This window comes from Geobacter sp. AOG2 (assembly GCF_019972295.1).
Classification (GTDB): Bacteria; Desulfobacterota; Desulfuromonadia; order Geobacterales; family Pseudopelobacteraceae; genus Oryzomonas.
In genome coordinates this window covers 3364632-3379829 of record NZ_BLJA01000001.1, presented here as the reverse complement: position 1 = coordinate 3379829, position 15198 = coordinate 3364632, and the positions used below count along the sequence as shown (strand labels likewise).

General features: G+C 54.1%; 11 protein-coding genes. All 11 read left to right on the top strand.

Annotated features, from left to right (window positions below; genetic code table 11):
* Nucleotides 1-2: 2 nt before the first annotated feature.
* The 11 genes from uvrA (at nt 3) to LDN12_RS15305 (ending at nt 14882) form a co-directional block, all read left to right on the top strand.
* Entirely contained in the window at nt 3-2864 is a 2862-nt protein-coding gene (uvrA, locus tag LDN12_RS15355; RefSeq protein ID WP_223923531.1) for an excinuclease ABC subunit UvrA, read from the top strand.
* Nucleotides 2865-3073: 209 nt separating this feature from the next.
* Nucleotides 3074-3991 carry an ROK family protein gene (locus LDN12_RS15350; protein WP_223923530.1) on the top strand — a complete coding sequence of 306 codons (918 nt, stop codon included), beginning with the start codon at nt 3074-3076 and terminating at the stop codon, nt 3989-3991.
* Nucleotides 3992-4219: 228 nt separating this feature from the next.
* Nucleotides 4220-4786 (top strand): peptide-methionine (S)-S-oxide reductase MsrA, encoded by a 567-nt coding sequence (gene msrA, locus LDN12_RS15345; protein ID WP_223924084.1) that lies wholly within the window; start codon nt 4220-4222, stop codon nt 4784-4786.
* Between the two features lie 140 nt (nt 4787-4926).
* Complete coding sequence (gene msrB, locus LDN12_RS15340) at nt 4927-5478, top strand: peptide-methionine (R)-S-oxide reductase MsrB (protein ID WP_223923529.1); 552 nt, start codon at nt 4927-4929, stop codon at nt 5476-5478.
* Entirely contained in the window at nt 5475-7004 is a 1530-nt protein-coding gene (locus LDN12_RS15335; RefSeq protein WP_223923528.1) for a mercuric reductase, read from the top strand. The genes msrB and LDN12_RS15335 overlap by 4 nt, the downstream gene beginning before the upstream one ends.
* A 173-nt stretch (nt 7005-7177) precedes the next feature.
* Nucleotides 7178-7606: a thioesterase family protein gene (locus LDN12_RS15330; protein WP_223923527.1), complete on the top strand. Its 429-nt coding sequence runs from the start codon at nt 7178-7180 to the stop codon at nt 7604-7606.
* 5 nt (nt 7607-7611) lie between these two features.
* Nucleotides 7612-8304 (top strand): TVP38/TMEM64 family protein, encoded by a 693-nt coding sequence (locus tag LDN12_RS15325; protein WP_223923526.1) that lies wholly within the window; start codon nt 7612-7614, stop codon nt 8302-8304.
* 307 nt (nt 8305-8611) lie between these two features.
* Nucleotides 8612-11344 carry an N-6 DNA methylase gene (locus LDN12_RS15320; protein WP_223923525.1) on the top strand — a complete coding sequence of 911 codons (2733 nt, stop codon included), beginning with the start codon at nt 8612-8614 and terminating at the stop codon, nt 11342-11344.
* Nucleotides 11335-12753, top strand: coding sequence for a restriction endonuclease subunit S (locus LDN12_RS15315; RefSeq protein WP_223923524.1), 1419 nt, complete (start codon nt 11335-11337; stop codon nt 12751-12753). The genes LDN12_RS15320 and LDN12_RS15315 overlap by 10 nt, the downstream gene beginning before the upstream one ends.
* A gap of 125 nt (nt 12754-12878) precedes the next feature.
* Entirely contained in the window at nt 12879-13790 is a 912-nt protein-coding gene (locus LDN12_RS15310; protein WP_223923523.1) for a restriction endonuclease, read from the top strand.
* A gap of 762 nt (nt 13791-14552) precedes the next feature.
* Nucleotides 14553-14882: a hypothetical protein gene (locus tag LDN12_RS15305; RefSeq protein WP_223923522.1), complete on the top strand. Its 330-nt coding sequence runs from the start codon at nt 14553-14555 to the stop codon at nt 14880-14882.
* The last annotated feature ends 316 nt before the right edge of the window (nt 14883-15198 follow it).

Sequence of the window (15198 nt, the reverse complement as noted above, 5' to 3'; positions counted from 1 at the left end):
CCATGGCCCACTCCAGCATAATCGTCAAAGGCGCCTGCGAACACAACCTCAAGTGCATCGATGTTGAAATCCCGCGGGACCAGCTCGTCGTCATCACCGGCATCTCCGGCTCGGGCAAATCCACCCTGGCCTTCGACACCATCTACGCCGAGGGGCAGCGCCGCTACGTGGAATCCCTCTCGGCCTACGCCCGCCAGTTCCTGGAACAGATGGAAAAACCGGACGTGGAGTCCATCGAAGGGCTCTCCCCGGCCATCTCCATCGAACAGAAGACCACCAGCAAGAACCCCCGCTCCACCGTCGGCACGGTCACCGAGATCTACGACTACCTGCGCCTTTTGTTCGCCAGGGTCGGCCATCCCCACTGCACCTCCTGCGGCAAGGAGATCACCTCACAGACGGTGTCCCAGATGGTGGACCAGATCATGGCCCTGCCCGCCGGCGCCAAGCTGACCCTGCTGGCCCCCATGATCCGCGGCCGCAAGGGGGAGTACAAGAAGGAACTCAACCAGTTGCGCAAGGAGGGCTTCACCAGGGTCGTCATCGACGGGGCCCTGCGGGAATTGGCCGAAGAGATCGAACTGGACAAGAAGAAGAAACACGACATCGACATCGTCATCGACCGCATCGTCGTCAAGGAGGGGATTCAGCGCCGCCTGGCCGACTCCCTGGAGACCGCCCTGCACCATGCCGAGGGGGTGGTGAAGGTGGAGACCGTGCTGCCGGCCACGGATGAGCCGGACGAGGGCGGCGGCAGGAAAACCCCAAAGCCGGTGACCCATATCTTCTCCGAAAAGCTGGCCTGCGTGGAGTGCGGCCTCTCCTACCAGGAGATCACCCCGCGGCTCTTTTCCTTCAACAACCCCCACGGCGCCTGCCCGGACTGCACCGGCCTGGGCACCCGCATGTATTTCGACGCCGAACTGGTGATCCCCAACCCGGAACTGTCCCTGCGGGAAGGGGCCATCGCACCGTGGGAGAAACGGCTCTCGGGCTGGTTCCACCTGATCCTGGAGGCCCTGGCCAAGGCGTACAAATTCGACATCCGCGCCCCGTTCAAGGACCTGCCCGAACAGGTGAGGGACGTGATCCTGAACGGCTCCGGGGGCAAGAAGATCGAGTTCTGGTGGGAAGAGGACGGCGGACGCCGCCATACCTACCAGAAGGAGTTCGAAGGGGTACTGAACAACCTGGAGCGGCGCTGGCGCGAGACCGAATCGGACGCCTCCCGGGAAGAGCTGGAAAAGTACATGAACGTCATGCCCTGCCCCACCTGCCAGGGGGCGCGCCTGCGGCCCGAAGCGCTGCACGTGCTGGTGGGGGGGCGCACCATCCGCGACGTCACCGCCTACTCCATCCGCGACTGCCTGGCCTTCTTCGATGAGTTGCAGTTCTCCGACAAGGAGAAGGAGATCGCCCGCCGCATCCTCAAGGAGATCCGCGAACGCCTGTCGTTTTTGGTGAACGTGGGGCTGGACTACCTCTCCCTGGACCGCACCTCGGGCACCCTCTCCGGCGGCGAGGGGCAGCGCATCCGCCTGGCCACCCAGATCGGCTCGTCCCTGGTGGGCGTGCTCTACATCCTGGACGAACCTTCCATCGGCCTGCACCAACGGGACAACGCGCGCCTTCTGGACACCCTGAAAAGGTTGCGCGACCTGGGCAACACCGTGCTGGTGGTGGAGCACGACGAGGAGACCATCCTGGAGGCCGACCACCTGATCGACATGGGGCCGGGGGCCGGGGTGCACGGCGGCGAGGTGGTGGCCCAGGGGACACCGGCCGAGGTCATGAAGAATCCCGACTCCCTGACCGGCAGGTACCTGTCCGGGGAGCTGTCCATCCCGGTGCCGAAGAAGCGCCGCAAGGGCGTCAAGCACCTCAAGATCGTCGGCGCCTCCGAGAACAACCTGAAGAACGTGGACGTGGAGATCCCCCTGGGCGTCATGACCTGCGTGACCGGCGTCTCCGGCTCGGGGAAATCGACCCTGGTGATCGACACCCTGCACAAGGTGCTCAGCCAAAGGCTCTACCGCAGCCGGGAGAAGGCCGGGGCCGTGAAGGACATCCGGGGGCTGGAGCACCTGGACAAGGTCATCAATATCGACCAGTCGCCCATCGGCCGCACCCCGCGCAGCAACCCGGCCACCTACACCGGCGTGTTCGGCGACATCCGCGACCTGTTCTCCAACCTGCCCGAATCCAAGCTGCGCGGCTACAAGCCGGGGCGCTACTCCTTCAACGTCAAGGGGGGCCGCTGCGAGGCCTGTTCCGGGGACGGCATCATCAAGATCGAGATGCACTTCCTGCCGGACGTGTACGTGGAGTGCGAGGTCTGCAAGGGGGCGCGCTACAACCGGGAAACCCTGGAGGTGCTCTACAAGGGCAAGTCCATCGCCCAGGTGCTGGACATGACCGTTTCCCAGGCCCTGGAGTTCATGGGGGCCATCCCGCGCATCAAGAACAAGCTCAAGACCCTGGAAGAGGTGGGCCTGGGCTACATCAAGCTGGGGCAATCGGCCACCACCCTCTCGGGGGGCGAGGCCCAGCGGGTCAAGCTGGCCAAGGAGCTCTCCCGCCGCGCCACCGGCCGCACCATCTACATCCTGGACGAGCCGACCACCGGCCTGCACTTCGAGGATATCCGCAAGCTGCTGGAGGTGATCCAGCGCCTGGTGGACACCGGCAACACCATCGTCATCATCGAGCACAACCTGGACGTGATCAAGACCGCCGACCACATCATCGACCTGGGCCCCGAGGGTGGCGACCGGGGGGGCGAGATCATCGCCAGCGGCACCCCGGAGCAGGTGGCCAAGGTGACCAGGTCCTACACCGGCCAGTACCTGCGCAAGATGTTGTAGCGGTCGTTGAAAAACAGCCATCTCCCCGCCGTCCTCGAAAGCCTCCTTGTGCGGCGTAGCGCTGCTACGCCTCCGCGAGGCTTTTCTGCGGGTGCGACGATCTGGCTATTTTTGAACAACCTGATTTTTTTCGATACTAACCGCTGCGACGCCGTTCACCGTTTGTCCCGTACATAGCCGGCGCCGACAGCCATGACGGATACCCTACCATGACCACCCCTGCCTCCGAACAATCCCCCTTCCGCATCGGCATCGACCTGGGGGGCACCAAGACCGAGGCGCTGCTCCTGGCGCCCGACGGCGCGGTCCTGCTCCGGGAGCGCCGGGCCACGCCCCTCGACCGGGGGTACCACGCCGTGCTGGCGGCCGTGGCCGCCGCCGTCCGCGAGGCCATGGCCCAGGTCCCTGCCGGGGCGCGCTGCGCGGTGGGGATCGGCATCCCCGGCTCCAGCGACGAGCACACCGGGCTGGTGCGCAACGCCAACTCCACCTGCCTCATCGGCAGGCCCCTTAAGAGCGATCTGGAACGGGAACTGGGCCGGGCCGTGGCCCTGTGCAACGACGCCGACTGCTTCACCCTGGCCGAGTGCCACAGTGGGGCGGGCCGGGGGTACGGGCTGGTCTTCGGCGTGATCATGGGCACCGGCTGCGGCGGCGGGATCTGCATCGACGGCGTCGTGCGCCAGGGGCCGCACCGCATCGCCGGGGAATGGGGGCACCTGTCGGTGGACCCGGCCGGGGCGGCGTGCTACTGCGGCAACCGGGGGTGCGTGGAGACGAAGATCAGCGGTTCGGGGGTCGAGGCGGCCTTTGCCCGGCAATACGGCGAAGCCCTGGCCATGGAACGGATCGCGGCGGGGACGCGGGAGGGTGAGCCGCGCTGTTGCGCCGCCTTCGACCGTTTCCTGGACGACTTCGGCCGCTGCCTGGGCGGCCTGATCTCGATCCTGGACCCCGATGCCGTGGTCCTGGGGGGCGGCCTGTCCAACATCCCCGAGCTGTACACCGCCGGAGTCGAACGGGTGCGGCGCCATGCCTTCCACGACGACCTGCGCACCCCGATCCTGAAAAACCACCTGGGCGATTCGGCCGGGGTCTTCGGCGCGGCCTGGATCGGCAGCGAGTAAGTAACGCATATCTCCGAGCGCCATCGCCCTCTTCCCCGTTCGTCCCGCATCGTTCCCCCTCTCCGCACCCCGCGCTTCATCCCCTTATGGCAAAAAAGGACAAAAGAGGTATAATTACTTCCATAAGTACCGGACGAAAGGAGCAGGCACATGAGGCGACCGTTACTCCAGGCGATGATCGGGCTGGTGCTCGTATTCACGGCGGCCCAGGCCCTTGCAAGCTACAAGATGCCCCAGGGGGCGGCGACGCTGCCGACCGGCAGGCTGGAAAAGGCCACCTTTGCCGGGGGCTGTTTCTGGTGCATGGAACATCCCTTCGACGCGCTCCCCGGCGTGATCTCGGTGACCTCCGGCTATACCGGGGGCCAGAAGAAGAACCCTACCTACGAGGAGGTTTCCGCCGGCGGCACCGGCCATGCCGAAGCGGTGCAGATCGTCTACGACCCGGCCCGGATCGGTTACGACAAGTTGCTTGAGGTCTACTGGCACAACATCGACCCCACCGTGAAGGACCGCCAGTTCTGCGACAGCGGCCACCAGTACCGCAGCGCCATCTTCTACCACAACGAACAGCAGCGGCGGCTGGCCCTGCAATCGAAGGAAGCGCTGGAAAAGAGCAAGCCCTTCCGGGAGGCCATCGTAACCGAGATCACCCCGGCCGGCGTGTTCTATCCGGCGGAGGAATATCACCAGCACTATTACAAGAAGAATCCGATCCGCTACCGGTTTTACCGCGCCAGTTGCGGTCGCGACAGGCGATTGAAGGAGTTGTGGGGCAACACGGCAGGACACTGACAGGTTGTTGAAGATCTACTGCGGGGCTGGTCTGCGGCGTTGCCACTCGCTCAAAAGCTCAACGTACCAAGGGGTACGCCTCGCCTTCTCGCGACGATTTTCAACAACCTGACACGAGCGCAACCGCACGGGGGTATCCCATGAAACGCACGCACATCTTCGGGGCCGCCGCCATGCTCTGCCTGCTGGCGGGGGCATGCAGCGCCGGAGGCGACAAGCCGCACGCCGCGGCAACGGTTGCCGCCGCAACCTCCAAGGTCCGTCTCTACTCCGTGGAGAGGAAAGGCTACATCATGAGCGACAAGGTCATCAAGAGCGAGGCCGAGTGGCGTAAGCTGCTCACCCCGGAGCAATACCACGTCACCCGGGAACAGGGCACCGAGCGGGCCTACACCGGTGCCACCTGGAACAACCACGAAAAGGGGATCTACCGCTGCGTCTGCTGCGGCAACGATCTCTTCAGCTCGGACGCCAAGTTCGAATCCGGCACCGGCTGGCCCAGCTTCTGGGAACCGGTCGCCCCGGAAAACGTCACCCTGCGGCCGGACAACAGCCTGTTCATGAAACGCACCGAGGTGGTGTGCAGCCGCTGCGAGGCGCACCTGGGCCATGTCTTCGACGACGGCCCCCAACCGACCGGGCTGCGCTACTGCATGAACTCGGCGGCCATGCAATTCGTCAAAGCGCCATGAGCGGGACGCCGGTCATAGCGCCCGACACCCCGGAAAACCGGGAGTTGCGGGATAACGTCCATCCCGGCGGCTGGCCCAACCCCCAACCCGCCGGGCGCTACAACCTGGTGGTGATCGGGGGCGGGACCGCCGGTCTGGTGTGCGCCGCCGGGGCGGCCGGGCTGGGCGCCAGGGTGGCCCTGGTGGAGCGGCACCTCATGGGGGGCGATTGCCTCAACTACGGCTGCGTCCCGTCCAAGGGGCTGATCCGCGCGGCCCGGGCGCTGTTCGACGCGCGCAACGGGGAGAGGTTCGGCGTCCGGGGGGGCGAGGGGATCGGCTTGGACTTCGACGCGGCCATGGAGCGGATGCGGCAGGTGCGCAGTTCCCTGAGCCGCCACGATTCGGCCCTGCGGTTCCGCGACGAACTGGGGGTCGACGTCTTCATGGGCGAGGCCCGCTTCACCGGCCGCGATTCCGTGGCGGTGGACGGCCGGGAACTGTTCTTCGCCAAGGCCGCCGTCTGCACCGGCGCACGGGCGAGCGCACCGCCGATACCGGGCCTGGCCGAGGCCGGGTATCTGACCAACGAGACCGTGTTCTCCCTGACCGCACTGCCGCCGCGCCTTGCGGTGATCGGCGCCGGTCCCATAGGCTGCGAACTGGCCCAGACCTTCTCCCGCTTCGGCAGCCGGGTAACGCTGATCGAAGCGGCCCCCCGGATCATGGGGCGCGAGGATCAGGACGCCGCCGAAATCCTGCACAACGCCCTGGTTCGCGAAGGGATCGACCTGCTGACCGGCGTGAAGATCCTGAGCGCGGCACAGCGGGGCAGCGACAAGATACTGCGGCTGGAACGGGACGGCGCGGAAACCGAGGTCGCGGCGGACGCCATCCTGGTGGGTGCCGGCCGCGCCCCCAACGTGGAAGGGCTGGGGCTGGAGGCGGCCGGGGTCGCGTGCGGACCGGGGGGGATCGCGATCAACGACACCCTGCAAACCTCCAATCCCCGCATCTATGCCGCAGGCGACTGCTGTTTTCCCTTCAAGTTCACCCACACCGCCGACGCCCTGGCCCGCATCCTCATCGCCAACGCCCTGTTCATGGGGCGGCAGAAGGCCTCCGCCCTGACCGTCCCGTGGTGCACCTACACCGACCCGGAGATCGCCCACGTGGGGCTGTACGAGCGGGACGCCTGGGAAAAGGGCATCCCGGTCTCCACCCTGACCGTGCCCCTGGCCGAGGTGGACCGGGCCGTGCTGGACGGCGAAACCGACGGCTTCGCCAGGGTCCACCTGCGCACCGGCACGGACAAGATCATCGGGGCCACCATCGTGGCCCGCCACGCCGGGGAGATGATCAACGAATTCTCCCTGGCCATCACGAACGGCCTCGGCCTGGGGGCCATCGCCCGGACCGTCCACCCCTACCCGACCCAGGCCGAGGCGATCAAAAAACTGGCCGACGCCCATAACCGCACCCGCCTGACGCCGCGCCTCAAGAAGATACTGGGCGGATGGCTGCGCTGGCAGCGGGGCGGCAGCTGAGTGAACGGCATTTTGCCACAGAGCCACAGAGACACAGAGGAAACCGCGGAGTTTTTTAAACAGGGAATGACAGGGAAAGTCAGAACCCAACGTAAGTGCGATGTTTATCTCCGTGCCTCTGTGGCTCCGTGGCAAACGTGTTTCCGTGATTATTCCATATACGAGGAGACGCCATGAAAACAACACTTGCAGCAGGATTGGAACACACCTTCCGCTTTCGCGTGCCGCGGGAGAAAACCGTGCCCTTCCTCTACCCCGAGTCGGACCTGTTCCGGGAGATGCCCGAGGTCTTTGCCACCGGCTTCATGGTCGGTTTCATGGAGTGGGCCTGCATGGAGGCGTTGCGCCCCTATCTGGACGAGGGGGAACGGACCCTGGGGACCATGGTCAACATCACCCACCAGGCGGCCACGCCCCCCGGCATGGAGGTGACGGCCCGCGTCCGCTGCATCCAGGTGGACGGCAAGCGCACGGTGTGGGAGATCGAAGCCCGCGACGAGGTGGACGTCATCGGCACGGGCACCCATGAGCGCGTAACCGTCAACATGGAGAAATTTTCCGCGCGGGTGGCGGCCAAAGGGCAGGCGGCCAAAGGGCAGTGACGAACATGTCGTGGCAAAAGATCCTGATCGTCCTTGCGGGCTGTCTGGCGGTGGGGCTCTTCCTCTGGTTCGACCTGGGGCGCTTCCTGACCCTGGATGCCCTCAAGGCCAACCGCCAGAGCCTGCTGGAGTACCACGCCGCCCACAGGGCCGCCACGGTCGCCGGTTTCATGGCGGTCTACATCGTCCAGACCGCCCTCTCCCTCCCCGGCGCGGCCATCCTCTCCCTGGCCGCCGGGGCCATCTTCGGCTCGGTCATGGGGACGGTCTACGCCAATATCGCCGCCACCATCGGCGCGACCCTGGCCTTTCTGGTAACCCGCTATCTGCTGCGCGACACGATCCAGAGCCGCTTCGGCCCACGGCTGGAATCCCTGAACCGGGAGCTGGAGGCGCGCGGTTTCAACTACCTGCTCTTTCTGCGGCTGGTGCCGCTCTTTCCCTTTTTCCTGATCAACCTGGCGGCCGGTTTGACGCGGCTGCCGCTGCGCACCTTCGTGCTCGGGACCATGATCGGCATCATCCCCGGCGGCTTCGTCTATGTCAACGCCGGGGCTAGCCTGGCCACCATTACGTCGCTCTCCGGCATCGCCTCGCCGCGGGTGTTGGGTTCGTTTGCGCTATTGGGGCTGTTTGCGCTCGTGCCGGTGGCGTATAACCGGGTGAAGGCGGGGAAAAAGGCGCCGGGAGGGCGCTAGGCTTTGGGGGCGGAGTATCCCTGTTTCTACCATCTTTCGCGCTTCGCTTGCGTGACCTGTTCCGTTGACAGGTTGGGGGGTGACGGAGTAAGGTGGGTTGTTTTTTATGCTATGGAGTGGGGATGGTTGGGATGGGAGAATCGGGAGAGTTATAGGGGCCGCTGAACCGGGGAGGATGACGGTTGGGCGGTTTTTGGAACTATATCCAAGAGATTAGGCTCATTGCAATAGAATAATCAGCAACCACCGGGAAAGTTCAGGACATTACATAAGACAATCAAACAAATATATTTTTTAGGGGTAACAAATGACCTGGAAAGATAAAGTACTTAAATCAATAAAGAAGTCAAAAGATAAAGTTGTTGAAATAGATCTTGATAAAAAACTCATTACCTATAATAAAATTAATAATCCAAGAGGTATTAAAGTTATTGCAGGTGATGAAGAAATTGTAAGAGCATACCTTGTAAATCATTTAGTGAATGAATTGGATTACAGCCCTGAACTAATTGACATTGAAGTAGAATATGAAATAGGAAGACCCTCTGTAAAAAAAGCACGTATTGACGTTTTGGTCAGAGACAGAAAAGGGGAGGTTTTCTTTTTCATTGAAGTGAAAGCACCTGACAAGTGGGAAGCCGATAAAGAATTTATTGAAGGTCAGCTTTTCAAATTAGCTAAAATGCAAGGCGATAGCAAATATCTTGTATACTACACTACAGATTTTAAAGGTGGTGAACTATTAGACCAAGCAATAATTATTGACTATAAGCAACATAAAGAGTTTGAGCAATGGGATGCTGCTGGTAGACCCTCAATTTCAAATGAACTCTCAGCGGGATACGGAAAACCGAAAAAACCTTTATTTATAAAAGGCGATAAAAAGTACGATTTAAGAACAAATTTTACACGCGATGAAGTAATAAGTTTAAGCAGAAACTTACACAATGTTTTGTGGGGTGGTGGTGGCACTACAGACACAGAAATTTTCAATTCATTGGTAAATATCATATTGGCAAAAATACAAGATGAAGATGAAAAGAAAAAAGGGCAGGAATATGAGTTTCAGGTCAAAGGTTTTGATGATGGGAAAGGAAATACAGAAATTGAGAACCCTGAAAAAGTTTTTGAAAGAATAAATCAATTATACCGAAGAGCATTAGAGAAAAAGTTAAATATAATAGACCCTGCAAAGCTTGCAAAAACTTATGTAATTAATGAAGAAAAGTTTCCTCTATCAAAGCTAATATATACAGTTCAGGAGATAGAGGATATTTCTTTGATTGAAGGAAGAAGCTCAGTCGATGGAACGGATATTTTAGGTGATTTTTTTGAAAACATTACCCGTGATGGCTTTAAGCAGACAAAAGGGCAATTCTTTACCCCAATAAATGTTGTTCGTTTTATTCTTTTTGGTTTACAGCTAGATAACCTTGCTCTTTATCGTTTGAATGAGAAGCAAGATTTGCCACATATTATCGACCCATCTTGCGGAAGCGGCACGTTCTTAATTGAAGCTATGAAAACAATTACAAAGGAATTAAAGCACAAACGCAACGACGAAGTGGCATCGAGTAACGAAGTGCAAAGATGGTTTCAAGTCTACTTTCCAGAAGTTCACGAAAATAACTGGGCAAGAACTTTTTTGTATGGAGCAGATAGTAATTTCGATTTAGGCACAGCAGCGAAAGTCAATATGATTTTACATGGAGATGGTTCAGCAAATTTATTTGTTCAAGATGGCTTACTCCCCTTCACTTTCTACGCAAAAAATTCAGGTGGTACAAATGTTTTAATACTGCAAGAACCAGAAGAAGTTTATGGGAACAAACTCATAAATGGCCAATTTGATGTTGTAATAAGCAATCCACCTTTCAGTGTTGATTTAGACTCCGTAACCAAACAAAAAACAGAGAGGACTTTCATTTTTCATAAAAAGAAGAATTCTGAAAACCTTTTTATTGAAAGGTATTACCAGCTTCTAAAGGAAAACGGGCGGTTGGGGATTGTTTTACCAGAAAGTGTTTTTGATACTACTGAAAACAAATATATTCGCCTTTTCATTTTTAAATACTTCACTGTTAAGGCAGTGGTAAGCTTGCCACAGGTAACTTTTGAACCGTTCACTTCAACTAAGACAAGCCTATTATTCGCGCAAAAGAAGCCGGCTACAGATGTTGTTAAATGGAATTTGGCTTGGAACAAATACCTGGGTGAATGGGGCAAACTGAAAACAAAAATAGCAAACTATCAATCTGTATACATTAATGGCGCAAAAAGAGAAAAATATCCATCCATAAAAACAGATGATGATAAAACAACACTAAAAAATATCCACTATTTTTTGAAAGATTATTTAGAACCTCGAGATGTAACACTTCCAGTAAGAGAACTTTTAGAAAAATACAAATCAGAAATTGAGGATGTCAGCAGCATTGATAAAGATACCATTGATTTATTTGGTTATTGTAATTCATGGTGGGTGTTTGGTGAAGTAAGCAAAGAAATGGACTACAATATTTTTATGGCAGAGGCTGAGAATGTTGGTTACAAAAGAACCAAAAGAGGGCCTAAGCCTATGCCAAATGATTTGTTTGATATTGAAACTGCCCCATTAATTCTGCCTTCTGCACCGATTTTAAAGTATTTTGATGATATGGTTGCAGAGCTGATAAACAGTATTAATGAAACTGAAAAGGCCGTAGCAGCTAAAGTTAAAAAAGTAATGAACCAGAATTCAAATGGGATAAATACTGATAGAATCGACAAAGACATTGAAAAAGAAAATAATAAACTTTTAAAAATTAAGGCGGAATATGCCGTACATGTAGAAAATTTAAAAAAAGCAAAAATAGCTTTAGATAAATACTATAAAGATGATTATCTTAAAGCGAAGTATTATGAAAGAACTGATAAATCGCTAATTGAATTATTTACAACCGGAATATTTTCTATTTGGAAATGTGAGGATGTTTTGCTTCGTAAAAAAGAAAAGATAAAAATACTTGATAGCTTGAGGCAGGACGTAAAATGGGATTAAATACAAATTTTTATAATTTTAACACATTGTCTGTTGATCCTTTTTTGAGGATGGATGTCGATTATTTTGAAATAACTAAAGAATTAAATATTACTCGTAATGCGCCGCGTTTAAAAAAGTTTATTACACTTCTTGAGACAGGGCATCCTATTACTAAAGAAGATTATTATTTGGATGGAAATACTGACTACATCCATATTGTCGTAAGGAATATAAAAGACGGGGAATTGTATTTATCAAATCCAATTTACATCAATGACGACAAGGGAGAAGAGCTTAATAAGTACAAGCTTTTAAAAGGTGATATTGTAATTGCAATTTCAGCTAATTGTGGTGCATCTTTTATTTACGGCAATTATCAAGATAATATTCAGTTGACTCTATCCCATTACTTGGCGAAGCTAAATGTTGATGAGACGAAAATTAACCCTACACTTCTTGTGTATTACTTGAATTCTGAAATAATGCAAAAATACTTTAGAAGTGTTGAAACAGGTAAAACACAAAAAAACTTATCGAAAAACTACATAAGAGAGTTACCAATTCTTATTCCACAAGACGTCAAAGAACAGCTAAAAATTGTTAACAAAATAAGCCCCTTAGATCTTGAAATAAAAGAACTAAAATCTCAAATAAAACCAGATTCAGAAATAATCAATGAAATATTCACGAAGAGGTTTGGTTGGGATAAGACAGTTTTTGATGAACTAAAAAACACTAAGTTAATGACTCGCACTCTCAGTGCATTCTCTCAAAATATTGATAACCGCTTCAGCTTTAAATTCCACAATAAAGCTGGGGAGTATGTCTTAAATACATTAAACTCTCAAACTTCTAGACGCATAAAAGATTATTTAGCAGAAGATATTACACTTGGTAAAAGCATATCTCCCACTGATTATGATGAAAACGGGGATCAATATTATGTCTCTATGGCAGATATAAAAAGATGGTGTTTTGAGAAAGAAGGGGCAAAGACGATTTCGCGATCCTACTTTTACTCAAACCAAAACAAAACGATTGCATTGAATGATATAATAATGGCAAGAAGCGGTGAAGGGACAATCGGTAAAGTAGCTATTATTGATAGCGATGGATATGATGCCATTTATGCTGACTTTACAATGAGAATTAGACTAATTAATTACAATCAAACTTTTGCCTACTACTACTTTATGACAGATTATTTTCAATATCTTATATATACTCACAAAAAAGGTTTAGGTAATAATACAAACATTTTTCCAAGCCAAGTAAGAGAATTACCTATTCCTGAAATATCTCTTACTGACCAAGCTAATGTAGTAAATGAAATTAAAGCCGAAACATATAAACAAAGAGAATTTTATAATAAAATTAAAGAGAGAAAAGATAAAATAAACCATATCATACAAAATGCTCTAGCATAATTCTTGAAGCAGTTCTTTGGATTGAATATTCTGGTGATCAAAAAGGACTAGGTCGTTTTTGGATGAGAGGCAGAGCATGTCAGGTTTCTTAAAATGTAGTTTTAATTTTTTCTCGGAGACCCACAATGCCAATCCCCGACTTTCAAACAATCATGCTCCCGCTCCTCACCTTTACCGCCGATACCCGCGAACACTCCCTGCGCGAATCAATCGAAGCCCTTGCAGAGCAGTTTGCGTTAAGCGATACGGAAAGAGCAGAGCTGTTGCCGAGCGGCAGGCAGGCCATGTTCGATAACCGGGTGGGGTGGGCGAGCTTTTATCTGAAAAAGTCAGGGTTGTTGGAAAGCACGAAGCGCGGCTCCTTTCGAATCACGGAACGCGGCCAGGATGTGCTGCGCCAAGCGCCAAGTATTATCAATATCCGTTATCTGGACCAATTCCCCGGATTCTCTGAGTTTAGAACCTCTTCCCCTGAAAAACAAAGCGCAACGAACAATCAAACCGGGACATGCACCGAATCAACGCCGGAGGAGATGCTTGAAACCGCCTATCAGGGCATGCGCCAGGGTGTTGCTGCGGAACTCTTGCAGACGATCAAGTCTTGCTCCCCTGCATTCTTCGAGAGATTGGTCATTGATGTGCTGGTAACCATGGGCTACGGCGGTACACGGAAAGATGCCGGTACGGCGGTGGGTAAGAGCGGGGACGGCGGTATAGACGGGATCATAAAAGAAGATCGCCTGGGCTTGGATACTATTTATATCCAGGCCAAGCGCTGGGAAAACCCGGTGGGCCGCCCGGAAATCCAGAAATTTGCCGGGGCATTGCAAGGCCAACGGGCAAAGAAAGGGGTCTTCATCACGACCTCTGCCTTTACCAGCGAGGCGCAGGACTATGTATCGCGCATCGACAACAAGATCGTGCTGATAGATGGCAACCTCCTCGCCAATCTGATGATCGACCATAACGTGGGTGTGTCTCCCCTGGCGTCCTATGAGCTGAAACGGGTGGATACGGATTATTTTACGGAAGAGTAGAAGTAGCTATAAGGGCAGCCCCTTGACACGACCCACCACGTAACCCGACAGCCACCCCCTCCCTAGCCCTCCCCCGCTGGGGGAGGGAAGAATGTTTTCGCAGAAGGTGAGTTGGATGAAAAAAGCAATGTGCAAAATATGCACTTTGCTTTTTCCGACAAGCCGGTGGCCCTGTACAAACTTGATAATCCCGGAACACAATGCAACTATAGTCTTGGTCGAGTCAGACAAACTGCCCTATCCCCAGATTACATCCCCATTATGCTCAGATGTGGATGTCTCTGTTTTAAATCCTTTTCCCCTCTTGCCCCTGTTAGCGCTGTTCCCGCCGCTATATAACTCATTAAAAACAGGCAAAACCCCTCCCACTCCCTCCCTCTAAAAGCTAACCTTCTGATTTTTATTGCATTACCAACAACATATGAACTAAAATCCCCCATGATCAGGACCAACGGCCATCCCGGCCGGTCGAACGGATAGGACCAGCAATGGTTGTGTCGGCACAAAAACAGCGGTTTCCGGGCACACATGCCCTGGCAGCGACGGCCGCAACGTTGGGGATAATCCGGGAACACAATACAACTGTGACCTTGACCGAGGCAGATAAATTGCACTATTTCCCCAACTTACAGAGCGATTGACTCAAAATCAACAGCCTGTTTGTACCAACAATTTTATGATTTGGCACTTAAGTTGGTACAACTTTTTGTACCACAATTTATGAATTTATGTCATATTATTGGTACAAGTGGAGGCTGTGCCATGCTGGCAAAGAAAAAGGATGAAAGCGTGTTCGGGATGTTGCGGTCGGAACGTGACCGCTGCCTGCTCGTCATGGACAAGATAAACCGGGAACTCGACAAGCTGCCCAAGGGGTCGTTGGGGGAACGCAAGGTCCGCAGCCACGGCAAGGAGTACGTCTATCCTTGCCTGCGCTACCGTGGCAAGTCGGGCGTCGTCTTTGAGCACCTTTCCCCTGCCAAGGCCAAAGAGATCAAGCCGGAGTTGGAGAAACGGAAGAGACTGCAAGCCGATCTTAAGGCGAACAAAAAGCGCATCGCAACCCTGAACGCCATTCTGCACAAGGGGTAACAGCCGTGGAAATCGCCTTTGCCAAGTCGCCTTTTGTTCAGCCTGTTACGGACCTTTTTCGGGAACTGGACCGCATTGGGTTTTTCTCCCATGGGTACTGCTCGGGGTCAAGTTTGATATTTAAACATTCCTAACCCTCTTCTCTCCCAAAAACCAAGCAGGCCACAGCCAACCCCATGACCCACCTTTCCCCTCTTGCCCCTGTTAGCGCTGTTCCCGCCGCTATATAACTCATTAAAAACGGGCAAAACCCCTCCCACTCCCTCCCTCTAAAAGCTAACCTTCTGATTTTTATTGCATTACCAACAACATATGA